Raw genomic sequence first — 22735 nt, forward strand, 5'->3', positions numbered from 1 at the left:
GTGTTACTCGGCCTGGAGCACCAGCAGGGCCAGATCGTCCTCGGGCGGGCCGCCGCCGAAGTCGTGCACCAGGTGGCGGATCCTTTCAGCGATCAGCTCGGCGCTCAGGCCCGCACAGCCGGACAGGGCGCGGGCGAGCCCGTCGCCGTCGTCGAACTGGCGGGTTCCGCAGCGCCGCTCGGTCACCCCGTCGGTGACGCACAGCAGGCTGTCGCCGGGCCGCAGCTCCACTGTCTCGCTGGTGTACGTCTCGTCCTCGATCACGCCGAGCAGGGTCTGCGGGCGGGCCGCCGTACGCACCGTGGCGTCGGGGGCGAGGACGAGCGGCAGCGGGTGCCCGGCGGAGGCGAGGGTGCAGCGGACCCCGCCCTCGTGCGGCGTCAGCTCACCGTAGAGCAGGGACAGGAAGCGGGTCTGCGGGCCGTCCCCGGATGCCATGGGCCGGCCGCCGACGGCGACCAGGGCGCGGGCGGCGGCGTCGGCGGCCTCGGTGGCGTCGTCCAGGAGGAGCTGGTTGAGGCGGTCGAGGACGTCGGCGACGCGGTAGCCCTCGCGGGCGAGGAGCCGTAGCCAGGGGCGGGCGAGACCGATCACGACCGCCGCCTCCGGGCCCTTGCCCTGGACGTCGCCGACGGCGAAGCACCAGCGGCCGTCGCCCGCCGGGAACAGGTCGTAGAAGTCGCCGCTGGGGCCGCCCTTGTCGCACGGCTCGTACACGAGCGCGCTGCGCATCCCGGGGATCTCGGCGACCGCGCCGGGCAGCAGTCCGCGCTGCAGGACGGCGCTGATGGTGGCCTGGCGGGCGTACTGGCGGGCCGCGCCGATGGCGAGGGCCACCCGGCGGCTCAGGTCCTCCACGAGCCCGGTGACCTCGTCGGGGAACCCGGCGGGCCCGCAGCGGCCGATGACCATCGTGCCGAGCGGCCGGCCGCCCGCGATCAGCCGGTAGGCCAGCGCGGTGCCCTCGGCGCCGCGCGCGCCGAGCGCGTCCCCGGGCCAGGGGTACGGCTCGGGGCCCGAGCGCAGCCCGTCGCGCGGGGCGGGCGGCTCCTTCTCCAGGACGCGGTGCAGGTCCTCCACGCGTCCCTCGCAGGTGTGCCAGACCCGGGCGGGCCCGCCGCCGGCGCCACCGCGCACGCTCGCCTCGTCCTCCAGCCACACCGCGCACCAGTCGGCGAGCCGGGGCACGATGAGCTGGCCGGTCAGGGCGGTGACCAGGGTCTCGTCCAGCTGTCCGGCGAGCAGGTCGGAGGCCTCGGCGAGGAAGGACAGCGCGCCCCGGCCGAGCCAGTCCGCGTCGCCGTCGGCGCGGTGCGGCTGCGGGGCCAGGTCCTCGGCGACCTCCAGGGCGGGGCCGGGGGCCGGTCCGTCCGGCTCGTCGACGCCGCCCGGGGGCAGCCGCGCCCAGACGGTCTTGGCGCCGGGGCGGTAGGTGACGCCCCAGGACTCGGCGAGCGTGCTGACCAGCCGCAGGCCGCGCCCGTACTCGGGGGTCTCGTACGGCGCCTCGCCGCCGAGGGGATCGCGCGGGGCGCGCGAGGGATGCCGGTCGCGCACCTCCACGACGAGCGCGCCGGTCTCCTCCAGCCGCCAGTCGACCTCCACGTCCGTACCGGCGTGCACGACGGCGTTGGTGACCAGCTCGCTGACGACGGCCATGGCGTCGTCGACGAGCCGCGGCGCGACCTCCGGCACGTCGACCAGCGCGGCCCGCACCAGCGCCCGCGCGGACCCGGGCGCCAGCGGACTCCCGGGCAGCACGGCCCGCCCCCGCACCTCACGGAGCCGGGGCTCGCTGTCCCGCTGCGTCGGTATGGCCGCCATGTCCATGCGGCCAGGGTGACAGACAGGGGGTGTACGAAAGCGGTGAGTTACCGAAGTGGCCAGAAGACGGCAGCTTTTGAACGCCCGTGACTGGCGACGGGGCGCGGGGCCGAACCGCCCCTCACTTCTCCCTCGCCCCGGCGTACATCTCGTCGATGAGGTGCTTGTACTCCCGCTCCACCACCGGCCGCTTCAGCTTCAGGCTGGGCGTGATCTCCCCGTGCTCCACGTCGAGATCCCTGGGCAGCAGCCGGAACTTCTTGATCGTCTGCCACTTCTGGAGCCCGGCGTTGAGCTGCTGGACGTACCCGTCGACCATCTCGACCGTCTGCGGCGCGGCCACGACGTCGGCGTACGACCTGCCCTCCAGCCCGTTCTCCTTGGCCCAGTCGAGGATCGTGGGCTCGTCCAGCGCGATGAGGGCGGTGCAGTAGTTCCGGTCGGCGCCGTGCACCAGGATGTTGGAGACGTACGGGCACACCCCCTTGAACTGGCCCTCGACCTCGGCCGGGGCGACGTACTTGCCGCCGGAGGTCTTGATGAGGTCCTTCTTGCGGTCGGTGATGCGCAGATAGCCGTCGGGCGACAGCTCGCCGATGTCCCCGGTGTGGAACCAGCCGTCGGACTCCAGCACCTCGACGGTCTTGTCGGGCAGCCCGTGGTAGCCCTGCATGATGCCGGGGCCGCGCAGCAGGATCTCGCCGTCGTCGGCGATGCGCACCTCCGTGCCGGGCAGCGGCTTGCCGACCGTGCCGGTGCGGTAGGCCTCGCCAGGGTTGACGAAGGAGGCCGCGGAGGACTCGGTGAGGCCGTAGCCCTCCAGGATGTGGATGCCGGCGCCGGCGAAGAAGTAGCCGATCTCCGGCGCGAGCGCGGAGGCGCCGGAGACACAGGCGCGCAGCCGGCCGCCGAAGGCCTCGCGGAGCTTGGCGTAGACGAGGGTGTCGGCGACCTTGTGCTTGGCGGCGAGACCGAAGGGCACGGAGGCGGTGCCGGTGCGCCGGAAGTTGTCCTGGCTGGCCTTGGCGTACTCGCGCGAGACGTCCGCGGCCCACTGGAAGATCTTGTACTTGGCCGGGCCGCCCTCGCGGGCCTTGGCCGCTACGCCGTTGTAGACCTTCTCGAAGATGCGGGGCACGGCCGCCATGTACGTCGGCTGCACCACCGGAAGGTTCTCGATGATCTTGTCGACGCGGCCGTCGACGGCGGTGACGTGCCCGACCTCGATCTGTCCGGAGGTGAGCACCTTGCCGAAGACGTGCGCGAGGGGCAGCCACAGGTACTGCACGTCGTCGATGGTGACCAGGCCGGTCGCGGCGATGGCCTTCGCCATGTACGCCCAGTTGTCGTGCGGCAGGCGCACACCCTTGGGGCGGCCGGTGGTGCCGGAGGTGTAGATGAGGGTGGCGAGCTGGTCCTTGGTGATCGCGCCGACCCGCTCCTCGATCAGCTCCGGGTGCTTCTCCAGGTGGGCGGCGCCGCGCAGCTCCAGCTCGGCGAGGGTGGTCACGAAGTCGTCCGTCGCGACACCGGCCGGGTCGATGACGACGACCTTGGTCAGGTCGGGCAGCTCGGCGCGCCTCGCGACCGCCTTGGCGGCCTGGGCGGCGTCCTCGGCGATCAGCACCCGGCTCTCGGAGTCGGAGAGGATGAACGCCGACTCGTCGGCGTTGGTCTGCGGGTAGATGGTGGTCGTCGCACCGCCGGCGCACATGATGCCGAGGTCGGCGAGGATCCACTCGGCGCGGGTGGAGGAGGCGAGCGCCACGCGCTGCTCGGGCTCCAGGCCCAGTTCGATGAGGCCGGCCGCGATCGCGTACACCCGCTCGGCCGCCTGTGCCCAGCTCAGCGACTTCCACTCGTCGGGGCCCTGGCCCGAGGCCGGCGGCACCGGATAGCGGTAGGCCTCGGCGTCCGGTGTGGCCGCCACGCGCTCCAGGAAGAGGGCCGCCACGGACGGCGGACGGTTCTCGATCAGGGTCTGTGTGTCGCTCACGACATCCTCCGGGGCCCGCGACGGTGCGGCTGGCTCAGTGCGGCTGGGTCTACTCACGGGTGGGGGTCCGCGCGGTGATCGCGCGGTTGTTTAACTCGCGAGTAACTATCGAGCAGGGATCAGAGTAAGCCGCGACCGGCCGCTGCGTAAGGGGCATCGGCCTGTCTGTTTCCCCGCCTGCTCCACGCAGAGCGACGTTACGCACGCGTAGGGGCCCGTCGCGCTTTCGTACGACGAGCCCCGTCATGCCCGGTTTGCGGACACGCCCCACTGTTACCAGTGGTTACTTCTTGCCCTTGCCCGACCCCGCGCTGTCATCGCTGGACAGGACCGCGATGAAGGCCTCCTGCGGAACCTCCACGGAACCCACCATCTTCATCCGCTTCTTGCCTTCCTTCTGCTTCTCCAGCAGCTTCCGCTTACGGGAGATGTCACCGCCGTAGCACTTGGCGAGGACGTCCTTGCGGATGGCGCGGATGGTCTCGCGGGCGATGACCCGGGAGCCGATGGCGGCCTGGATCGGCACCTCGAACGCCTGCCGCGGGATGAGTTCGCGCAGCTTGGCGACGAGCCGCACCCCGTACGCGTACGCGGCGTCCTTGTGGGTGATCGCCGAGAAGGCGTCCACCTTGTCGCCGTGCAGCAGGATGTCGACCTTGACCAGGCTGGAGGTCTGCTCGCCGGTGGGCTCGTAGTCCAGCGACGCGTAACCGCGCGTCTTCGACTTCAGCTGGTCGAAGAAGTCGAAGACGATCTCGGCGAGCGGCAGGGTGTAGCGGATCTCGACCCGGTCCTCGGAGAGGTAGTCCATGCCGAGCAGCGTGCCGCGCCGGGTCTGGCACAGCTCCATGATCGAGCCGATGAACTCGGTCGGCGCGAGGATGGTGGCCCGCACGACCGGCTCGTACACCTCGTTGATCTTGCCTTCGGGGAACTCGCTCGGGTTGGTGACGACGTGCTCGCTGCCGTCCTCCATGACCACCCGGTAGACCACGTTCGGCGCGGTGGCGATGAGATCGAGGCCGAACTCGCGCTCCAGCCGCTCCCGGATCACGTCCAGGTGCAGCAGACCGAGGAAACCGACGCGGAAGCCGAAGCCGAGGGCCGCGGAGGTCTCCGGCTCGTAGACGAGGGCGGCGTCGTTGAGCTGGAGCTTGTCCAGGGCCTCGCGCAGCTCGGGGTAGTCGGAGCCGTCGAGCGGATACAGACCCGAGAAGACCATGGGCTTCGGGTCCTTGTAGCCGCCGAGCGCCTCCGTGGCGCCCTTGTGCTGGCTGGTGACGGTGTCACCGACCTTGGACTGGCGGACGTCCTTCACGCCGGTGATGAGGTAGCCCACCTCGCCGACGCCGAGGCCGTCGGCCGGCAGCATCTCGGGCGAGCTGACACCGATCTCCAGCAGCTCGTGCGTGGCGCCGGTGGACATCATCTTGATGCGCTCGCGCTTGTTGAGCTGGCCGTCGATGACACGGACGTACGTCACGACACCGCGGTAGGAGTCGTAGACCGAGTCGAAGATCATCGCGCGGGCGGGCGCGTCGGCGACGCCGACCGGGGCCGGGATCTCCTTGACGACCTTGTCCAGCAGCGCGTCGACGCCGAGTCCGGTCTTGGCGGAGACCTTCAGCACGTCGGACGGGTCGCACCCGACGAGGTTCGCCAGCTCCTCGGCGAACTTCTCCGGCTGGGCGGCCGGCAGGTCGATCTTGTTCAGCACGGGGATGATCGTGAGGTCGTTCTCCATCGCCAGGTAGAGGTTGGCGAGGGTCTGCGCCTCGATGCCCTGGGCGGCGTCGACGAGGAGGACGGTCCCCTCACAGGCGGCCAGCGACCGCGAGACCTCGTAGGTGAAGTCGACGTGCCCCGGGGTGTCGATCATGTTGAGGATGTGGGTCGTGCCCTGGTCGGGGCCCTCGGTGGGGGCCCAGGGCAGACGCACCGCCTGGGACTTGATCGTGATGCCGCGCTCGCGCTCGATGTCCATCCGGTCGAGGTACTGAGCACGCATCTGCCGCTGCTCGACCACCCCGGTCAGCTGGAGCATCCGGTCGGCGAGCGTGGACTTGCCGTGGTCGATGTGCGCGATGATGCAGAAATTGCGGATCAGCGCCGGGGCGGTACGGCTCGGCTCGGGCACATGGTTAGGGGTCGCGGGCACGCAGGGTCCTGTCTCTTGAGGCGCCTTATGCCTCGGGTCGGATCGATACGTAGTCTCCATGGTCCCACGCGGAGGGACCGAGGACCGTTTTGGGCCGCCCCGGGGACCGCTGGTAGTGTGGATGGCTGTGCCTCATGCCCTCTCAGCGTGAGGCATGTCCGAGAAATTTTGGATCACCGGTACGGGACCCGAGCGGCCCCGCACCTGAACCTGAAAAGGCTCCTTCGTGGCGAACATCAAGTCCCAGATCAAGCGGATCAAGACCAACGAGAAGGCTCGGCTGCGCAACAAGGCCGTCAAGTCCTCCCTCAAGACCGCGATCCGCAAGGCCCGTGAGGCCGCTGCCGCGGGTGACCTCGAGAAGGCCACCGAGCTGCAGCGCGCTGCCGCGCGTGCGCTCGACAAGGCCGTCTCCAAGGGCGTCATCCACCAGAACCAGGCCGCCAACAAGAAGTCGGCGCTTGCTTCCAAGGTCGCGTCCCTCAAGGGCTGAGCTTTCCTTCTGATCTGACCGCCGGATGGACCCAGAGCGGGCCCTCTCTCATCCGCTCCCGTCCGGCACCCCCGAGCCTGTACGCGGCCTGCGTTCGCCACGCGGGTACGGGCTCATCAGCTTGAACCGGAACCCCGGCACCTTTCCCTTCCCCAGGGTGGTGGCGGGGTTCTTGGTTGGGCTTCCGCCTTATCCCGCCCGCTGGTGAGCGGGCGGGGGCTGCGGCACAGCCCCGGGGACAGCTATCCGCGCCCGCGGGACCGAGCGGCCCGGGCGATGATCACAACCGCCTTCTCCAAGGCGTATTCGGGATCGTCCCCGCCCCCCTTGACGCCCGCGTCCGCGTCGGCGACAGCGCGCAGCGCCACCGCCACCCCGTCCGGCGTCCACCCCCGCATCTGCTGCCGCACCCGGTCGATCTTCCACGGCGGCATCCCCAGCTCACGCGCCAGATCGGCCGGCCGCCCGCCCCGGGCCGACGACAGCTTCCCGATCGCCCGCACCCCCTGGGCCAGCGCGCTGGTGATCATCACCGGCGCCACCCCCGTCGCCAGCGACCACCGCAGCGCCTCCAGCGCCTCCGCCGTACGCCCCTCCACGGCCCGGTCGGCGACCGTGAAACTGGAGGCCTCGGCCCGGCCGGTGTAGTAGCGCCCGACGACCGCCTCGTCGATCGTCCCCTCCACGTCGGCGACCAACTGGGACACCGCCGAGGCCAGCTCCCGCAGATCACTGCCGATCGCGTCGCACAGCGTCTGGCACGCCTCGGGTGTCGCGGAGCGCCCGACCGCCCGGAACTCCTGGCGCACGAAGGCCAGCCGGTCCGCCGGCTTGGTCATCTTCGGGCAGGCCACCTCCCGCGCCCCCGCTTTGCGCGCGGCGTCCAGCAGGCTCTTGCCCTTGGCGCCGCCCGCGTGCAGCAGCACGAGCGTGATCTCCTCGGCGGGCGCGCCGAGGTACGCCTTCACGTCCTTGACCGTGTCGGCCGAGAGGTCCTGCGCGTTGCGTACGACCACGACCTTGCGCTCGGCGAAGAGCGACGGACTGGTCAGCTCGGCGAGCGTGCCGGGCTGCACCTGGTCCGGGGTCAGATCCCGTACGTCCGTGTCGGCGTCGGCGGCCCTGGCGGCGGCCACCACCTCCTGCACGGCACGGTCGAGCAGCAGGTCCTCCTGGCCCACGGCGAGGGTCACCGGGGCGAGAGGGTCGTCGTTCGCAGTCTTCCTGGCCATCGGGACAAGCATCCCACGCCCCACTGACAACGCCCCCGGGCCCGACCGGCCGGCAGGGCTCGGGCAGGGCCTACGGCTCCTCGCGCCAGCCGTCCCACTCGCCGGCGAACGCGTCCAGTTCGGCGGGGTCCAGCCGCTCGCTCTCGTCCCGCAGGACCACCAGCCACTGCGCGTCCTCGGCGTCGTCCTCGCCGGCCAGTGCGTCCCGCACCAGCCGGGGCTCCTCCTCCAGGCCGAACCGCTCCCGGAGCACCTCGGCCGCCTCCTGCGCGGCCTCCCGGTCGGGCAGCACCAGCACATGTCTCACATCGCTCACGGGCCCATTCTCCGGCACCGCAGGAGCACCGGACCGCCAGGTCAGCCCTTGGCCACGAGCTGCACGTCGAGGTCGACCCGGATGCTCGATCCGACCACCGCGATGCCCCGCGCCAGCATGGACTGCCAGCTGACCGTGAAGTCGTCGCGGTGCAGCTCGGTGGTGGCCCGGCAGGCGGCCCGCATCTCGCCCTCCATGCCGTTGCCGAGCCCGAGGTACTCGGTGTCGAGCGTGACCGTGCGCGTCACCCCGTGCAGCGACAGCGCGCCGGTGACCGCCCACCGGTTGCCGCCCTTGTGCGCGAACCGGTCGCTGTAGAACTCCAGCGTCGGGAACCGCTGCACGTCCAGGAAGTCCGCCGACCGCAGATGGTCGTCCCGCATCCGCACCCCCGTGTCGATGGACGCGGCGTCGATCACGACGTGCATCGCCGACCGCTCCACCCGCTCGCCGATCCGCACCGCTCCGGCGAAGGAGCCGAACTTCCCGTGGATCCGGGCCAGCCCGATGTGTCGCGCGGTGAAGCCGATCGAGGAGTGCATGGACTCGATCTCCCAGTCGCCCGGTCCCGGCGGCTTTGGCGGCTGGGACACCTGGAGGGTCACATCGCCCAGCGAGGCGAGGGAGTTCTCGCCGACCAGCGCGGTGGCCCGGTAGGGCGTGTAGCCCTCGGCGGACACCGCGAGCCGGTACTTCCCCGCCGGCACCGTCGCCAGGAACGTCCCGTAGGGATCCGTGCCGCCGGTCATGACCTTGCGGCCCATGGTGTCGCTGACCGCGAACTCGGCGCCCCGGACGGGTTCGTTGACCGGATCGACCACCCGGCAGCTGAGCACCCCGGCGTCGGGAGGTGTCTGCACCGCCCCCAGAGGACTCGTCCGTTGCTTCCGGTTCGTCCCGTTACCGAGCCAGCGGCCGAACATCCACGACTCCCCTGTGCGCCTCGACATCATCCGTAGCCGAAGATCCATTCGATCACTGATGCGGCTTTCGAGGCAACACGGGACCACATCGCGGGAATCCAGCACATGCGCCGGAAGTGATCCGAATTAGTCGTGCGGGTTCCGGTTTCGTACGGTCGGCACACAGCTCAGTTCGATCCCGAACCGCTCCCGGTACACCGCCAGCACCTCCTCGTCCGTCTCCAACTCCCGTGTCTCGCGCGCGCCGTCGGCTGCCGTCGTCGTCAGCGTGCGCCCGCTGAGCGTGATCCTCCCCCCGTCCTCGGTGGCCCGTGAACAGACCAGCGACCCCGTGAAGTGCGACAGCGGCGAGGTGCTGTGCCACCAGACACCGGCCCTGAAGTCCCCGAGCGCCCGGGGCCGCCCCTCCAGCCGGTACTGCCGCTCGCCGTCCCGTACGACGTCCAGGTCCCCGGTCCCGGCCGGCCCGTCGCCACGCACCCCTGCCGCGTCCGGCCCGGCCTCCACGAGCTGGAACACCCCGGCCGGGTCGGCCTGCTCCCCGCGTTCCGCATACCTCAGCGGACGGTGGCTGTTGGCCCCGAACCCGACGTCGACGAGCCAGCTGACCCCCTCCGCCGACCGCACCCGCAGCGCGAGGTGGTCGTACGGGATGCCGAGCCGCCCCTCGTCGCCGTACACGCGTGCCGCGAGCAGCTCGACCTCGTAGCCGAGGGCGGTGAGCAACGCGCCGAAGGCGCCGTTCAGTTCGTAGCAGAAACCGCCCCGGCGTGCCCCGACCACCTTGGCCAGCAGCCGTTCCTCCGTCGGCACGATCTCCTCGCCGAGGTGGATGGAGAGATTCTCGAAGGGCACGGATCGCAGATGGCACAGCTGCAGTTCGCGCAGCGCCTGGCCGGTGGGCCGCTGCGGGCGCGCGGCCCCGATCCGGTGGAGATAGGCGTCGACCTGGGATGAGTCCATGCGCTCAGTCTCCCGTCACCCGCACCTGACCGCCCGGCCCTGCCGCCCCGGTGACCGCGAGCCCGCCTTCCCGGTCGGTGCTCAGCACCAGCGCGCCGCCCGCCCGCAGCGCGGCCACGGTCGCCGGTGCCGGGTGGCCATAGGGGTTGCCGGCGCCCGCGGAGATCAGGGCCACCCGGGGAGCCGCGAGCCGTATCAGCGCCGGGTCCTGGTAGGCCGAGCCGTGGTGGGCCACCTTCAGCACGTCCACACCGGCCAGTTCGGCCGCCAGCGGGGACCGGGACAGCGCCTGCTGGGCCGGGGGTTCGAGGTCGCCGAGCAGCAACAGCCGCAGGCCGCCGGAGCGGACCAGCATCGCGACACTGGCGTCGTTCGGCCCGTCCGGCTCCGGCACCGGGCCCGGCCACGCCGGAACCCCCGCATCCGGCGACGCCCCGCCGCTCGGCGGCGGCCACAGGACCCGCCAGGCGAGCGGACCGGTGCACCGTTCCTCCCCGGCCACGGCCCGCGTGAGCGGGATGTGCCGTCGCGCCGCCTCCTTCCTGACGAACTCGGCCTGGTCGGCGGGTTCTTCGAAGCCCGTGGTCTCGATCGCGGCCACCGCGCGGCCCCGCAGCACACCGGGCAGTCCCGCCACGTGATCGGCGTGGAAGTGGGTCAGGACGAGGAGCGGGATGCGGGTGATGCCCAGCTGTCGCAGACAGCGGTCGACCGGCGCCGGATCGGGTCCGGCGTCCACGACCACCCCGGTGCCGTCGCCCGCCGCCAGCACGGTCGCGTCGCCCTGGCCGACATCGCACATCGCGAATCTCCAGCCCGGCGGCGGCCAGCCCGTGAGCACCCGGGTCAGCGGCGCCGGCCGCACCACCGCCAGCACGAGCAGCAGCCCGAGCAGCCCGCACCACCACCGGTGCCGTGCCAACCGCCGCCCCGCCAGGACGACGGCCACGGTGAGCGCCGCGAGCACCAGCGCCCCCGGCCAGCTACCGGGCCAGTCGATGCCCGCGCCGGGCAGCGCCGCCCCCGTCCGGGCGACCTGTGCGATCCACCCGGCGGGCCAACTCGCGCACCAGGCCAGCACCTTGGCCACCGGCATCGCCACGGGTGCCGTCACCAGTGCCGCGAACCCCAGCACCGTCGCCGGCGCCACCGCCGCCTCGGCCAGCAGGTTGCACGGCACCGCCACCAGGCTCACCCGTGCCGACAGCACCACCACGACCGGCGCGCACACCGCCTGCGCCGCGGCGGCCGCCGCCAGCGCCTCCGCGAGCCTCGGCGGCAGCCCGCGCCGCCGCAGCGCCTCGCTCCAGCCCGGCGCCAGGACGAGCAGCGCGCCGGTGGCCAGCACGGAGAGCAGGAAGCCGTAACTCCGGGCCAGCCACGGGTCGTAGAGCACCAGCAGCAGGACGGCCGTGGCGAGGGCCGGGACCAGGGATCTGCGGCGCCCGGTGGCCAGCGCGAGCAGCGCGACCGCGCCACAGGCGGCGGCCCGCAGCACGCTGGGGTCGGGCCGGCACACGACCACGAATCCCAGCGTGAGCACCCCGGCGACCAGCGCGGTCGCCCGCAACGAGAGCCCCAGGCGCGGGGCCAGGCCTCGGCGCTCGGCCCGCTGGGCCAGCCCGGGCGGTCCGATGAGCAGGGCGAGCAGCACGGTGAGGTTGCTGCCGGACACGGCGAGTGTGTGCGCCAGGTCCGTCTCCTTGAACGCGTCGTCCAGCTCGGGTGTGATCCGCGCGGTGTCCCCGACGACCAGCCCGGGCAGCAGCGCCCGGGCGTCCCCCGGCAGGCCGTCGGTCGCCTCCCGCAACCCGGCCCTGAGCCGTGCCGCCAGCCGCTGCGGCCCACTGGGCCCCGCCACGATGCGGGGCCCCGGCCGCCCGCGCACCCGCAACACGGCCGCGGTCCGCTCCCCACCCGACAGCGCGGGCGCCAGCCGCCCGCTCACCCGCAGCCGCGTGGACGGCACCAGCCCGAGCCAGGCGGCCCGCGCCTCCCGGGTACGCCGGGCGCCAGCCGTCCCGGAGGCCGTGCCGTGCCCGGCGCTCTCCGCCGCCGGGACGTCCGCGTCGACGACCAGCAGCACGGAACTGCGGGTCCGCACCCGCGTCCCGTCGCTCTCCTCCACGACGCGCACCTGCGCCCGCACCAGGACCGCCACGGGCGCCGGGTGATCGCCGCGCACCCGCGCCCGGCTGAGCCGGGGATCGTCGCTCACCTCGACCTCGGCGGTCACGGTCGCGAACCGCCGGGCCAGCTCAGGCACCGGGCCGCGCCGCACATCCGCGCCGTGCAGCCCGGCGGAGACGCCCGCCGCGGCGACGCAGAGCAGCACGGCGGCGACCGAGGTCCGGGCCCACATGAACCGGCCCGGCAGCCCGGCCGCCCGCCCCGTCCTTGCGGTCCGCATCCCCCGCCCGGACCGGGCCGACAGCAGCACGACCCCGCCCAGCGCGCAGACGCCCGCGAGCACGGCGGTCCAGCCGGCCGGTGCGTCCAGCGTCAGGGCCGCCGTGGCCCAGGCCGCGAGCGCGGGTGGCACCAGGCGCAGGTCCAGGGGACCCGCCCGGTCGCCGCCGGGTGAAGCCCCCCGCGCCGCACCCGGACCCTGCCGCCCCTCGGGCCCACGGCCTGCGGCGGCCTCGGGCGGTCCGGCATCGATCGCGCGGCTCATGGCCGTACCAGCTCGCGCAGATCGCCGAAGCGACGGTCGCCGATGCCGTTGACCTCGCGCAGCTCGTCCACCGAGCGGAAACCGCCGTGCTGGGTGCGGTAGTCGATGATGTGCCGGGCCAGCACCGGGCCGACCCCGGGCAGGGCGTCGAGCTGGTCCGCCGTGGCCGTGTTGAGGGAGACCGGGGCCATGGGGCCCGCGCCCGCCGCTCCGGATGCCGCCGCGTCCGCCGGCCCGGGCGGGGCGACCGCGCCGACGAGTGCGCCGACGACAACCTGCTCGCCGTCGACCAGGAACCGGGCCCGGTTGAGCCCCTCGGTGCTCACGCCCGGACGGACACCGCCGGCCGCCCGCAGCGCGTCGGCCACCCGCGAACCGGCCGGCAGCCGCCGGATCCCCGGTTCGCGGACCTTGCCGCTGACGTCCACGACGATCTGCCCGCCCGGCGCCGCCGGGGAAGCCGCCGAGGCCCGCGCACCGTCCTTCGCCTCCGCGCCCTTCTTGACGAAAGGCGCCTCGGCGCGGACCACTTGAGGTGCCTTCAGGGACTCGGTCCGCCCGGTCCAGAAGTGCTGTACGGCGAACACGGCGGCAGCCGCGAGCACCACGGCGAGCGCCACGACGCCCCGCCGCTCCATCCCGCACCGCGCCTGCCACCACACCGGCATCCGCTCCCGCACCGCCGGCCCGACCCGCTCCCGCCAGCCGGGAGCAGCGGAACAGGGCGGCTCCGACGGGCGGGCGGAATCGGCCAGTTCGGAGTCGAGGGCCAGGGTGCTGATCAGCGTCCTCGCCGGACTCAGCCCGGGCGCCGGACCCGTCGCCGTCGCCGTCGCCGTCGCTGCAGCCGCAGCCGCAGCCGCAGCCGCAGCGCCATGGTCCGACTCCCGCCGCCGCACGGCCCGTTCACCGAAGAGAAGTTCCGCTCGCCGGCGCAGTTCCTCAGCGGGTGCCGGCGGACGGGCACGGGCACGGCGATAGCGGACGCGGCCGTCCGAGGACGGCCCGCGGCCGGGTCCACTGCTCGCGGTGACGGTGCGTGTACGTGATCGAAGTGCCATGCGACGAGAATGGGTCATCCCGCCGATTCGCGATGATCTTGGTCAATTCCCGGGGGTTACCGCCCAGTTGTGGAAAACTCCGCCACTCGCACGAGTGAGGACTCAACGCGGCGAGACCACCGCTCCCAGCAGACCGGGGCCGGTGTGTGCCCCGATCACCGCCCCGACCTCGCTCACATGCAGATCGGCCAGGCCCGGCACTCGTGCCCGGAGCCGGTCGGCCAGCGCGGCGGCACGCTCAGGGGCGGCGAGGTGATGGACGGCGATGTCGACCGCGGCGCCGCCCGCCCGCTCCGCGGCCAGTTCCTCCAGGCGCGCGATGGCCTTGGAGGCCGTACGGACTTTCTCCAGGAGCTCGATACGGCCGCCGTCCAGCTGGAGCAGGGGTTTGACGGCGAGGGCGGAACCGAGCAGGGCCTGGGCGGCGCCGATGCGGCCGCCGCGACGCAGATAGTCGAGTGTGTCGACGTAGAAGTAGGCGGACGTGCCCGCGGCGCGCTTCTCGGCGGCCGTGACGGCCTCGTCCACCGTGCCGCCGGCCTCCGCGCTCTCGGCCGCGGCGAGCGCGCAGAAGCCGAGGGCCATCGCGACCATGCCCGTGTCCACCACCCGTACCGGCACCGGTGCTTCGCGCGCCGCGAGGACCGCCGCGTCGTAGGTGCCGGACAACTCGGCGGACAGATGCAGCGAGACGATTCCGCTCACGCCGGACTCGGCGACCCTGCGGTAGGTCTGCGCGAACATCTCGGGGCTCGGGCGGGACGTCGTGACGGGGCGGCGCTTTTGGAGTGCCTGGGCCAGCGAGCGGGTCGAGATCTCGGTGCCCTCTTCGAGCGCCTCGTCGCCGAGGACCACGGTCAGGGGTACCGCGGTGATGCCGTGACGCTCCATCGTCCGTGGCGGCAGGTAGGCCGTTGAATCGGTGACGATCGCGACATGGCGGGACATGAGCTGGAGGTTACCTGCCGTATTACTCACGCGGCAGCCCGGCCCCTGCGGTGCGGGAGCGGAGCGCTCCGCTCAGGCGGTGCTCTCGGGGCGGGGCTTCTTCTGCCAGGGGTGGACGGGGCGGGCCGACGGCGGAGTGATCGCCTGCGGGGGCGGCTCCTCGGCGGTGGACGAAGCGGCCGGGGCATCGGTCCACTGCGGGGGTGTCCCGGCGGGTCCGGCCGGGGTCCAGTGGCGCAGGGCGTCCGCCTCTATGTCGATCTGGTCGCTGAGCGCGCCGAGATCGTCGTCGGTGAAGCGGCGCTCCCGGTCCCGGACGGCCCTGCGCAGCGAGTCCGCGGACTTGGTGATGCGCTCGGTGCGCTCGCGCAGCTCGGCCAGCCGCGCGCTGACCTCGGCCCGGTCGGGCTCGGCCTCCAGACGCCTCAGGTCGGCGTCCAACTGGTGTCCGTGCGCGCTGAGCCGCTCGAAGAGGCCGAGGGACTCCTTCAGCGACTCGTCCTCGGCCGCGCCCGTGCGCAGCGCGTCCTGGGTGGCGCGCATGGACGTGCGCAGCGCGAGCCTCAGCTGGGCGATCTCGGCGGCCGGGCCGATCTGGACGAAGGACTTCGCGCGCAGGGTGTGGTCCTCGACCGTGCGCCGGGCCTGCTCGATCGTCCGGTCCACTCCCCGCTTGGCGGCGCCGACGGCCTTCACCGTGGCGTACGCGCCCAGGCCGATGAGCAGCAGGAAGAGCAGGGCGAACACGGCGATCACTGCTTCCATGACGCTCCTCCTCGACCGACGCGGCACTCGCCGCTGCGCTCTCCACGGTAAACGCGGCGGGCAGGCCCCGAGTTCCGGAAGAACCCCGAGCCTGCCCCGAATCTGCCCGTAGGGGATTACGCCGTGACGATGTTCACCAGCTTCGGCGCGCGCACGATCACCTTGCGGATGTCGGCACCGCCCAGCGCCCGGACGACGCCCTCGTCGGTCAGCGCCGCCTTCTCCAGCTCCTCCTCGGAGATGGCCGGCGGCACCTCCAGACGAGCCTTGACCTTGCCCTTGATCTGCACGACGCAGGTCACGGTCTCGTCGACCACGTACCGCGGGTCGGCGACCGGGAAGTCCCGGTGCACGACGGAGTCGGTGTGGCCCAGCTTGCGCCACAGCTCCTCGGCGACGTGCGGGGCCAGCGGGGCCACCATCAGCACCAGCGGCTCGGCGACCGAGCGCGGCACCCGGCCGCCCGCCTTGGTCAGGTGGTTGTTCAGCTCGGTGACCTTGGCGATGGCGGTGTTGAACCGCAGGCCCTCCAGGTCCTGGCGGACGCCGTCGACGGCCTTGTGCAGGGCACGCAGCGTGTCCTCGTCGGGCGCCGCGTCCACCACGGTCAGCTCGCCGGTGTCCTCGTCGACGACGTTGCGCCACAGCCGCTGCAGCAGCCGGAACTGGCCGACCACCGCGCGCGTGTCCCACGGCCGGGAGACGTCCAGCGGGCCCATCGCCATCTCGTACAGGCGCAGCGTGTCGGCGCCGTACTCGGCGGCGATCTCGTCCGGAGTCACCGCGTTCTTCAGGGACTTGCCCATCTTGCCCAGCAGACGGCTGACCTGCTCGCCCTGGTAGTAGTAGGCGCCGTCGCGCTCCTCCACCTCGGCGGCCGGCACCGCGATGCCGCGGCTGTCGCGGTAGACGTAGGCCTGGATCATGCCCTGGTTGAACAGCTTGTGGAACGGCTCCGCGGAGGAGACGTGCCCCAGGTCGTACAGGACCTTGGACCAGAAGCGCGCGTACAGCAGGTGCAGCACCGCGTGCTCGGCGCCGCCGACGTACAGGTCGACACCGCCGTGCGGCTGACCCTCGCGCGGGCCCATCCAGTACCGCTCGATCTCGGGGTCGACCAGCTTCTGGTCGTTGTGCGGGTCCAGGTAACGGAACTCGTACCAGCAGGAACCGGCCCAGTTGGGCATGGTGTTGGTCTCGCGGCGGTACTTCTTCGGTCCGTCGCCCAGGTCCAGGGTGACGTTGACCCAGTCCTCGTTGCGCGACAGCGGCGTCTCGGGCTGCGTGTCGGCGTCGTCCGGATCGAAGGTGCGCGGGCTGTAGTCCTCGACCTCGGGCAGCTCCAGCGGCAGCATCGACTCGGGCAGCGCGTGGGCGACGCCGTCCTCGTCGTAGACGATCGGGAAGGGCTCGCCCCAGTAGCGCTGGCGGCTGAACAGCCAGTCGCGCAGGCGGAAGTTGACGGTGCCCTCGCCGACGCCGTTCGCCCGCATCCACTCGGTGATGCGTGCCTTGGCCTCGACGACGCCCAGGCCGTCCAGCGAGATGGCGTCGTTCGTGGAGTTAATGATCTTCGCGTCGTACGACCCGAAGGCGTTGTCCCAGGTCGAGGTGTCGGTGCCGCGGCCGTCGGTCGGCTCGACGACGCAGTGGATCGGCAGCTCGAAGGCGCGCGCGAACTCGAAGTCGCGCTGGTCGCCCGCGGGGACGGCCATGATCGCGCCGGTGCCGTAGCCCATCAGGACGTAGTCGGCGATGAAGACCGGGATCCGGTCGCCGTTGACCGGGTTGGTCGCGAACGCGCCGATGAAGACACCGGTCTTGTCCTTGGCCTCGGCCTGCCGCTCGACGTCGGACTTCGACGCGGCCTGCGCGCGGTAGGCGGCGACGGCCTCGGCGGGGGTGGCGTGGCCGCCGGTCCACACCGCGTGCGTGCCCTCGGGCCACGCCTCGGGGGTGAACTTCTCGACCAGCGGGTGCTCGGGCGCCAGCACCATGTAGGTCGCGCCGAACAGGGTGTCCTGGCGGGTGGTGAAGACGGTGATGCGCTCGCCGTCGATCGGGAAGTCGACGCGGGCGCCCTCGCTGCGGCCGATCCAGTTGCGCTGCTGCAGCTTGATGGCCTCGGGCCAGTCCAGCTCCTCCAGGTCCTCCAGCAGCCGGTCGGCGTAGGCGGTGATGCGCATGTTCCACTGGCGCAGCTTGCTCTTGAAGACGGGGAAGTTGCCGCGCTCGGAGCGGCCGTCGGCGGTGACCTCCTCGTTGGCCAGCACGGTGCCCAGGCCCGGGCACCAGTTCACGGGTGCTTCGGAGGCGTAGGCCAGGCGGTACTCGCCCAGGATGTCGGCGCGCTCGCCGGTGCTCAGCTCGCTCCACGCGCGCGTGGTGCCCGGAATCGCGCGCTCACCGGACTCGAACCGGGCGATCAGCTCGGAGATCGGGCGGGCCTTCCCCGCCTCCGGGTCGTACCAGGAATTGAAGATCTGCAGGAAGATCCACTGGGTCCACTTGTAGTAGTCCGGGTCGATCGTCTCGAAGGACCGGCGCTTGTCGTGGCCCAGGCCCAGCCGACGCAGCTGGGACTTCATGTTCTCGATGTTGGCCTCGGTGGACACACGCGGGTGCGTGCCGGTCTGCACGGCGTACTGCTCGGCGGGCAGGCCGAAGGCGTCGAAGCCCAGGGTGTGCAGGACGTTGTGGCCGGTCATGCGCTGGAACCGGGCGTAGACGTCGGTGGCGATGTAGCCCAGCGGGTGGCCGACGTGCAGGCCCGCACCGGAGGGGTACGGGAACATGTCCATGATGAACTTCTTGGGCCGGGCGGCCAGCTCGGGGTCGCCCGCGAGGTCACCCTTGGGGTTCGGCGCCGCGTAGGTGCCGTCGGCGTCCCAGAAGTCCTGCCAGCGTGCCTCGATCTCGGCTGCCATCGCGGCCGTGTAGCGGTGCGGCGCGGCCACCTCGGCGGTGGCAGCGGGGTTCGTCTCGCTCATGATCCTCAAAGCTCCATCGATCGTCTCTGCCTGCGGAAATGAAAAATCCCCTCGCACAGGAGGGGACGCCGCGCCGATGCCGACCTCACGGGTTCGACCGGGGGTCGGTACTGATCAGCGCGGCCCGCTAAGCAGAAGGCGTACGGCACGCATGGCGCTAGGGTACCGCAGGCCCTGAGCGGGCCGCGACGGCCTTGAGCAAGCGGCGACGCGCTTCCGTATCCCCTGTGGACATGCCAGGAAGCCCGCCGGAACTGAACCAAGGTCAAAAATTACTTCGCGTACTGTCCCCTTTGGGACATCGCCCTAGTCATATTGCCCGTTGATAACAACGCAATAACTGAAACCCCGTACCGATCGGTATGGCGCCACTTAGAGTTCGGCAGCGGGACCGCTTTCCCGAAACTGCTCGGAGTTGCCCCCATGAACCCTCGTCGTAGTACCAGCTCACTCCCCAAACCAGGCCGCTCGGCCTATGGGGTGGCGACCGCCGTCGCCCTGCTGCTGATACCCGTGGTCGTGCTGGTCGGAGGCGGCCCGGTCCGCGACTTCCTGAACTTCGGCGCGGGCGTGCTGTCCCTGGTCTCGCTCAGCTGCTCGGTGATCTGGGGCCTGTTCGCCCAGGACCGGATCTTCCTCAACACCCGGCAGCGGATCGTCGGCCAGGCGGTGCACCGCACGACCGCGGTCGCGTCGATCGCATTCCTGCTGCTGCACATCACCACAAAGATCGTGCTCGGCCACACCCAGCTCATCGCCGCGGTCATTCCGTTCTCGCTCGGCGTCACCGGACTCGGCGGCCTGATCGGACTGGGCTCCCTGGCGGGCCTGCTGATGATCTTCGTGGGCGTCACCGGCGCCCTGCGCAGCAATTTCGCCACTCCGGCCCCGGTCGCCGCCCGCTGGCGCGCGATGCACATGCTGGCCTACCCGGCCTGGTGCGCGGCGCTGGTCCACGGCCTGTACGCGGGCCGCTCGGCCAAGCCGGTCTTCGTGATCCTCTACGGCGCGTCACTGCTGGGCGTCATGGGCGCCCTCGCGCTGCGCGCCGCCCCGCGCCCGGTCAAGCGCAGGGTCGCCGACCGGCTGGTGACGCTGTTCGGCAGCCCGGAGCGGCCCGGCCGCGAGGAGCTGGACACCAGCCGCTCCCGGATGGCCGAGGCGGCGCCGCCGGGCTTCGGGAGCAGGCGCGGACCCGAGGCGGCCGCCGCCCCGCTGTACCAGTCACCCGCGGCCCCCGCCGCCCAGCCCGCGTCGGGCTTCGCCGCCGCCTACCGCGCGGTGTCCCCGCGCGGCGGCGCCCAGCCGCCGTTCGCGGCCGGCCAAAGCGCCCGCACGGACCTGCCGCTGGACTTCCAGGCCACGCAGCCCGTCCCGCGCGTGGACGGCCCCTCCAGCACCTCGGGCAGCTGGCCGATCCCGTCCCCGCCGCCGGTCGGCGAGGCCCCGCCGTCCGTGTACGACCCGCTCCAGGACACCGGACACACCATCCCGGTCTATGGCAATGCAGACACGTCCGGATACGGCGGAAGTGACATGTACGACACCGGTGAGACAAACGGCCGCTATGGCACGTACAACCCGAGTGACACGTTCGACAGCGGTCCCGCGACCGAAACACTGCCCGGCGCGTCCTTCGAGACGCCGGGTTCGGGCGAACCCTGGAACACGCCCTCCGGAGGCTTTAAGTGAACGAGGCCCTGCCCGACGTCCCCGAAGTCCGCGTGGTCGGCCTTCCGCAGCTCACGTCGGGCTTCGACCTTGTGGAACGACTCGACCTGCCCATGCACCTGAAGGTGCACGGGCCGCTCGACCCCCTGGGCGGCGAACAGCTCGCACAGCTCGCCGAGAACATCAATCTCAAGGGCCGCGGCGGCGCGGGCTTCCCCTTCCACAGGAAGCTGCGCTCGGTCGCCGAGTCGGCGATCAAACGCGGGGTGCGGCCGGTCGTCGTGGTCAACGGCAGCGAGGACGAGCCGGCCTGCCGCAAGGACACGGTGCTGATCAACCGCGCCCCGCACCTGATCCTGGACGGCGCGCTGCTGTGCGCCGAAGCGCTCGGCGCGCGCACGCTGGTGATCGGTGTCACCCGCGAGTCCACGCAGCGCTCCATGGAGGCCGCGCTCGCCGAACGCGGGCTGAGCAACAGCCGTAGATCGGCGCTGCGCGCGTGGGTGCAGCGCAACCCCGTGCGCATGGTCACGGGCGCGGCCGCCTCGCTGATCCGCTCGGTCGACGGCGGCCCGGCGATCCCGCCCGGCCGCAAGATCAGCGCCTCGCAGTCCGGCGTCGGCGGAGCGCCCACACTGCTGTCGAACGCGGAGACGTTCGCGCAGCTGGCCATCGCCGCCCGCATCGGCCCCGAGCGCTACGGCAACACCGGCCTGTACGACGAGCCGGGCACCGTCATGCTGACCGTGTCCGGCGCGGTGGCCCGCCCGATGGTGCTCGAGGTCCCCACGGGCGTGCCGCTGCGCTACGTGCTCCAGCTGGCGGGCGCCCCGCCGGTGCCGCAGGGCGTGCTGACCGGCGGCTACCACGGCAAGTGGATCGACGCGGCGACCGTCGACGAGGCGATCGTCTCGCGCAACTCCCTTGACGCGGTGGGCGGTTCGCTGGGCGCGGGCGCGATCCTGCCGATCAGCCAGGAGACCTGCCCGCTGGGCGAGTCGCTGCGGGTGGCGCAGTGGCTGGCCGAGGAGAGCGCCGGCCAGTGCGGCCCCTGCTACCTCGGACTGCCCGCCGCCGCGCGCGGGCTGGAGGACATCCTCAACGGTGGCGGTCCGGCCGCTCTGGAGGCGCTGAAGCAGGTCGCGAAGAACGTCAAGCGCCGGGGCGCGTGTTCGCACCCGGACGGCTCGGCGATGTTCCTGGAGTCGACCATCAAGGCGTTCACCGACGACCTGGCCGCCCATGTCCTCGGCAACGGCTGCGGACGGCCCGTGGAGGGCGTTCTGCCGCTCTTCGAGGGAGGCAGGGCCCCCACGGGCATCCCGGGCGGCGCGGAGCCCGAGGAGACCGGCGCCAGCCGCCAGAAGATCCACGTCGACTGGACACTGTGCCGGGGCCACGGTCTGTGCGCCGACATCCTGCCCGAGGTGTTCGAACTCGGCGCCGACGGCTTCCCGACCGTCGCCCAGGCGCAGGTGCCGCGCTACGCGGAGGCGAAGGCCCTGCGCGCGGTACGCCGCTGCCCGGCGCTCGCCCTGCGCCTCGAGGAGGACACGCGCGGGCAGGCGCCGTCGCGCAACCTTCCGGTCCTCTCCCAGGGCCGCGGCCGGCGGGCGCTCGGCCGCTGAGCACACGGAAAGGGGCGGGTCACCCGAGCCGGGTGACCCGCCCCTTTCCGTCTCCCCCCGCCCAGCCTCCGTACAGCGTGGCAACACGCAGAAGGCGGACCATCCGAGGGATGGTCCGCCTTCTACTTCTGTGGAGCTAAGGAGAATTGAACTCCTGACCTCCTGCATGCCATGCAGGCGCTCTACCAACTGAGCTATAGCCCCTTGTTTTGTTGTCCCGCCCGGTCTCCCTGGCGACGTCGTAAACATTACAGGCCGCTCGACGCAGCACCAAATCGGTTTCCCGTCCGCCCCGATACGTCCCTGATGTCGGATTCCGTGTCGCGCGGCGCCCCGCGCGCGGGGCGCCTCAAGCCGTCACGAAGGAGTAGAACCGCTTGAGCGTGCAGTGCTCTTCGAGCAGCCGGCCGTAGATCGGCTCGCCCTCCAGCTCCCGGTACGTCTCGATCGGGTCGCCCTTTATGATCAGCGCCCGCGCGCATTCCTCGCACCAGTACTGGTAGTCGGGGTTGATCGGCTCCATGTCACGGACGATCGGCGTACCGCTGCCGCACCAGTCGCACTTTCGCCTGTGTGCACCCATCGATCAGCTCCAGCTGTGGCCGCAGGCCGTGCACACGTAGGAGATTCCGCCGTTGTCGCCGAGGACTTGGGCCACGTGCGCGGAACCGCAGGAAGGGCAGCTGAGCCGGGTGATCGTGCCCCGTATCAACGCCGCACCGAGGAGGTGGCCGCCCTCCCCAAGGATGCTCGCAGGCATCGCTACTCCCTCCCGTCGGGCCGCGCCCCCTTCCGGCCGTTTGATTCTGCCACGGGAACGCCTCCACGGGGGTATACGAGCGAGGGCCCCGAGCGACTCAGCACCTGGCACAGGTACCAACGCAGAAAATCCCGCCCCCTGAGGGACGGGATCTTCATCACCGATCTTTGACCACTCGACAGAGTGTCGATCAGTGGAGCTAAGGAGAATTGAACTCCTGACCTCCTGCATGCCATGCAGGCGCTCTACCAACTGAGCTATAGCCCCTTGCGTTCTTCCCGCTCGGCGGGGCGAACAAGAAGAACTCTAGCCTGTGACCTGCCAGAAAGTGAA

Annotated in this window: 17 protein-coding genes and 2 tRNA genes; 3 read left to right on the top strand and 16 right to left on the bottom strand. The window is 71.9% G+C overall.

Annotation, left to right across the window (positions count from 1 at the left end):
• Nucleotides 1–3 precede the first annotated feature (3 nt).
• From ADK64_RS22170 to lepA, 3 genes are all read right to left on the bottom strand, one after another.
• Nucleotides 4–1824, bottom strand: coding sequence for an ATP-binding SpoIIE family protein phosphatase (locus ADK64_RS22170; protein WP_199829687.1), 1821 nt, complete (start codon nucleotides 1822–1824; stop codon nucleotides 4–6).
• A gap of 121 nt (nucleotides 1825–1945) precedes the next feature.
• Nucleotides 1946–3820 carry an AMP-dependent synthetase/ligase gene (locus ADK64_RS22175; RefSeq protein ID WP_053661591.1) on the bottom strand — a complete coding sequence of 625 codons (1875 nt, stop codon included), beginning with the start codon at nucleotides 3818–3820 and terminating at the stop codon, nucleotides 1946–1948.
• Between the two features lie 283 nt (nucleotides 3821–4103).
• Complete coding sequence (gene lepA / locus ADK64_RS22180; protein WP_053661592.1) at nucleotides 4104–5978, bottom strand: translation elongation factor 4; 1875 nt, start codon at nucleotides 5976–5978, stop codon at nucleotides 4104–4106.
• 226 nt (nucleotides 5979–6204) lie between these two features.
• Here lepA and rpsT point away from each other — a divergent pair, with 226 nt between their 5' ends.
• Nucleotides 6205–6471: a 30S ribosomal protein S20 gene (rpsT, locus tag ADK64_RS22185; RefSeq protein WP_053661593.1), complete on the top strand. Its 267-nt coding sequence runs from the start codon at nucleotides 6205–6207 to the stop codon at nucleotides 6469–6471.
• Nucleotides 6472–6713: 242 nt separating this feature from the next.
• Here rpsT and holA read toward each other — a convergent pair whose 3' ends face one another.
• From holA to leuS, 9 genes are all read right to left on the bottom strand, one after another.
• Nucleotides 6714–7703, bottom strand: a complete 990-nt coding sequence (gene holA / locus ADK64_RS22190) for a DNA polymerase III subunit delta (protein ID WP_199829683.1) — start codon at nucleotides 7701–7703, stop codon at nucleotides 6714–6716.
• A gap of 70 nt (nucleotides 7704–7773) precedes the next feature.
• Nucleotides 7774–8019, bottom strand: a complete 246-nt coding sequence (locus ADK64_RS22195) for a hypothetical protein (protein WP_053661595.1) — start codon at nucleotides 8017–8019, stop codon at nucleotides 7774–7776.
• 41 nt (nucleotides 8020–8060) lie between these two features.
• Nucleotides 8061–8942: a YceI family protein gene (locus ADK64_RS22200; RefSeq protein WP_053661596.1), complete on the bottom strand. Its 882-nt coding sequence runs from the start codon at nucleotides 8940–8942 to the stop codon at nucleotides 8061–8063.
• 126 nt (nucleotides 8943–9068) lie between these two features.
• Nucleotides 9069–9905, bottom strand: a complete 837-nt coding sequence (locus ADK64_RS22205) for an arylamine N-acetyltransferase family protein (RefSeq protein WP_053661597.1) — start codon at nucleotides 9903–9905, stop codon at nucleotides 9069–9071.
• 4 nt (nucleotides 9906–9909) lie between these two features.
• Nucleotides 9910–12579 carry a ComEC/Rec2 family competence protein gene (locus ADK64_RS22210; RefSeq protein ID WP_078992778.1) on the bottom strand — a complete coding sequence of 890 codons (2670 nt, stop codon included), beginning with the start codon at nucleotides 12577–12579 and terminating at the stop codon, nucleotides 9910–9912.
• Nucleotides 12576–13640: a ComEA family DNA-binding protein gene (locus ADK64_RS43285; protein WP_107093050.1), complete on the bottom strand. Its 1065-nt coding sequence runs from the start codon at nucleotides 13638–13640 to the stop codon at nucleotides 12576–12578. The genes ADK64_RS22210 and ADK64_RS43285 overlap by 4 nt, the downstream gene beginning before the upstream one ends.
• 102 nt (nucleotides 13641–13742) lie before the next feature.
• Nucleotides 13743–14588: a DegV family protein gene (locus ADK64_RS22220; protein ID WP_053661599.1), complete on the bottom strand. Its 846-nt coding sequence runs from the start codon at nucleotides 14586–14588 to the stop codon at nucleotides 13743–13745.
• A 72-nt stretch (nucleotides 14589–14660) separates the two neighbouring features.
• A complete protein-coding gene (locus ADK64_RS22225; protein WP_053661600.1) occupies nucleotides 14661–15353 on the bottom strand; it encodes a hypothetical protein in 693 nt (230 codons plus the stop codon).
• A 116-nt stretch (nucleotides 15354–15469) separates the two neighbouring features.
• On the bottom strand, nucleotides 15470–18343 hold the full coding sequence (gene leuS / locus ADK64_RS22230; protein ID WP_053661601.1) for a leucine--tRNA ligase: 2874 nt from the start codon (nucleotides 18341–18343) through the stop codon (nucleotides 15470–15472).
• A 423-nt stretch (nucleotides 18344–18766) separates the two neighbouring features.
• Here leuS and ADK64_RS22235 point away from each other — a divergent pair, with 423 nt between their 5' ends.
• Together ADK64_RS22235 and ADK64_RS22240 are read left to right on the top strand one after the other, a co-directional pair.
• Nucleotides 18767–20035, top strand: coding sequence for a cytochrome b/b6 domain-containing protein (locus ADK64_RS22235; protein ID WP_199829684.1), 1269 nt, complete (start codon nucleotides 18767–18769; stop codon nucleotides 20033–20035).
• Nucleotides 20032–21642, top strand: coding sequence for an NADH-quinone oxidoreductase subunit NuoF family protein (locus ADK64_RS22240; RefSeq protein WP_053661603.1), 1611 nt, complete (start codon nucleotides 20032–20034; stop codon nucleotides 21640–21642). The genes ADK64_RS22235 and ADK64_RS22240 overlap by 4 nt, the downstream gene beginning before the upstream one ends.
• Before the next feature lie 131 nt (nucleotides 21643–21773).
• Here the strand turns inward: ADK64_RS22240 and ADK64_RS22245 are convergent.
• From ADK64_RS22245 to ADK64_RS22255, 4 genes are all read right to left on the bottom strand, one after another.
• Nucleotides 21774–21846: transfer RNA gene (locus ADK64_RS22245), tRNA-Ala, on the bottom strand.
• 145 nt (nucleotides 21847–21991) lie between these two features.
• Nucleotides 21992–22225 (bottom strand): hypothetical protein, encoded by a 234-nt coding sequence (locus ADK64_RS22250; RefSeq protein ID WP_006136074.1) that lies wholly within the window; start codon nucleotides 22223–22225, stop codon nucleotides 21992–21994.
• A gap of 3 nt (nucleotides 22226–22228) precedes the next feature.
• Complete coding sequence (locus ADK64_RS46065; RefSeq protein ID WP_159046314.1) at nucleotides 22229–22402, bottom strand: hypothetical protein; 174 nt, start codon at nucleotides 22400–22402, stop codon at nucleotides 22229–22231.
• Between the two features lie 194 nt (nucleotides 22403–22596).
• Nucleotides 22597–22669 (bottom strand) — tRNA-Ala (locus tag ADK64_RS22255).
• Nucleotides 22670–22735 lie beyond the last annotated feature (66 nt).

Origin of the sequence: Streptomyces sp. MMG1121 (assembly GCF_001280015.1) — a bacterium.
Taxonomy (GTDB): Bacteria; Actinomycetota; Actinomycetes; order Streptomycetales; family Streptomycetaceae; genus Streptomyces.

Bases quoted from the DNA above. Each gene is read 5' to 3' on its own strand.
- ADK64_RS22170 (WP_199829687.1), bottom strand. From the start codon at position 1,824: ATGGCGGCCATACCGACGCAGCGGGACAGCGAGCCCCGGCTCCGTGAG.
- holA (WP_199829683.1), bottom strand. From the start codon at position 7,703: ATGGCCAGGAAGACTGCGAACGACGACCCTCTCGCCCCGGTGACCCTC.
- ADK64_RS22200 (WP_053661596.1), bottom strand. From the start codon at position 8,942: ATGTTCGGCCGCTGGCTCGGTAACGGGACGAACCGGAAGCAACGGACG.
- ADK64_RS22205 (WP_053661597.1), bottom strand. From the start codon at position 9,905: ATGGACTCATCCCAGGTCGACGCCTATCTCCACCGGATCGGGGCCGCG.
- ADK64_RS22210 (WP_078992778.1), bottom strand. From the start codon at position 12,579: ATGAGCCGCGCGATCGATGCCGGACCGCCCGAGGCCGCCGCAGGCCGT.
- ADK64_RS43285 (WP_107093050.1), bottom strand. From the start codon at position 13,640: ATGGCACTTCGATCACGTACACGCACCGTCACCGCGAGCAGTGGACCC.
- ADK64_RS22220 (WP_053661599.1), bottom strand. From the start codon at position 14,588: ATGTCCCGCCATGTCGCGATCGTCACCGATTCAACGGCCTACCTGCCG.
- ADK64_RS22225 (WP_053661600.1), bottom strand. From the start codon at position 15,353: ATGGAAGCAGTGATCGCCGTGTTCGCCCTGCTCTTCCTGCTGCTCATC.
- leuS (WP_053661601.1), bottom strand. From the start codon at position 18,343: ATGAGCGAGACGAACCCCGCTGCCACCGCCGAGGTGGCCGCGCCGCAC.
- ADK64_RS22235 (WP_199829684.1), top strand. From the start codon at position 18,767: ATGAACCCTCGTCGTAGTACCAGCTCACTCCCCAAACCAGGCCGCTCG.
- ADK64_RS22250 (WP_006136074.1), bottom strand. From the start codon at position 22,225: ATGGGTGCACACAGGCGAAAGTGCGACTGGTGCGGCAGCGGTACGCCG.
- ADK64_RS46065 (WP_159046314.1), bottom strand. From the start codon at position 22,402: ATGCCTGCGAGCATCCTTGGGGAGGGCGGCCACCTCCTCGGTGCGGCG.